This window comes from Shewanella inventionis (assembly GCF_014641855.1).
GTDB classification, from domain to species: Bacteria; Pseudomonadota; Gammaproteobacteria; order Enterobacterales; family Shewanellaceae; genus Shewanella; species Shewanella inventionis.
In genome coordinates this window covers 1-949 of sequence record NZ_BMII01000116.1, presented here as the reverse complement: position 1 = coordinate 949, position 949 = coordinate 1, and the positions used below count along the sequence as shown (strand labels likewise).

The window sequence follows — 949 nt, the reverse complement described above, 5'->3', positions numbered from 1 at the left end:
ATTGCAACTAGCTGGTTTTTACTTTGATAATTCATGCACTTTCGCACACGAAATCGCCTTAGTTTTAGAATATTCAAGACACTTAAACAGTGTTTTGAGAACTCAATGTTTAATACACCACCTTATATAAAGTCATGCATCAAACGATTTGCAATTAATCACATGACAGACTCATGCAATTAACTACTATCAGCTTTCCAAATTGTTAAAGAGCGGGCTTAAAAAAGCCAAAGATAAAATTTCGTTTATCTTTGGCATCTCTTTACCAGTGCATATGCTTATCATCATGATAAGTGTAAATGGTGGAGCTATGCGGGATCGAACCGCAGACCTCCTGCGTGCAAGGCAGGCGCTCTCCCAGCTGAGCTATAGCCCCATTTACATGCAGTTGAGATTTTACGTTTACCTTCAATGAAGGTGTATTACCAAATCTTGTTAAATCAAGGCGGAGGATGACGACGTTTAGCTTGCTAAACGAGTTATCCGACAACGCAGAGTTAACGAGATTTTGGTGGGTCAGAGTGGACTTGAACCACCGACCTCACCCTTATCAGGGGTGCGCTCTAACCAGCTGAGCTACAGACCCATTTATACTTGTTTCTTCACTCAATCACTGCGTTGCTTTTCATTGTTCAGTCGTCGTGTAGTGTACTACACGTCCTTCTTCACGCTTCAAGCGCCTTGTGCTAGAGCGAATTAACGTCGTCTAAACAGACACGTAATTTCTCTTTCTTTCTATCAAGTAATCTGTGTGAACACTCAAGCACACGGATGTGCTGTGTGCAATAAACGCACGGATGCAGTTTATTGCCACCAAATATTGAGTTAGTCGTATAGGTAAGGAGGTGATCCAGCCCCAGGTTCCCCTAGGGCTACCTTGTTACGACTTCACCCCAGTCATGAACCACAAAGTGGTGAGCGTTCTCCCGAAGGTTAAACTACCCACTTC

General features: G+C 43.0%; 2 tRNA genes and 1 rRNA gene. All 3 read right to left on the bottom strand.

The window, feature by feature from the left end:
- Positions 1-300: 300 nt before the first annotated feature.
- Positions 301-376: transfer RNA gene (locus IEW93_RS21835), tRNA-Ala, on the bottom strand.
- A 133-nt stretch (positions 377-509) separates the two neighbouring features.
- Positions 510-586 (bottom strand) — tRNA-Ile (locus IEW93_RS21830).
- Between the two features lie 252 nt (positions 587-838).
- A 16S ribosomal RNA gene (locus IEW93_RS21825) occupies positions 839-949 on the bottom strand; the annotation flags it as partial.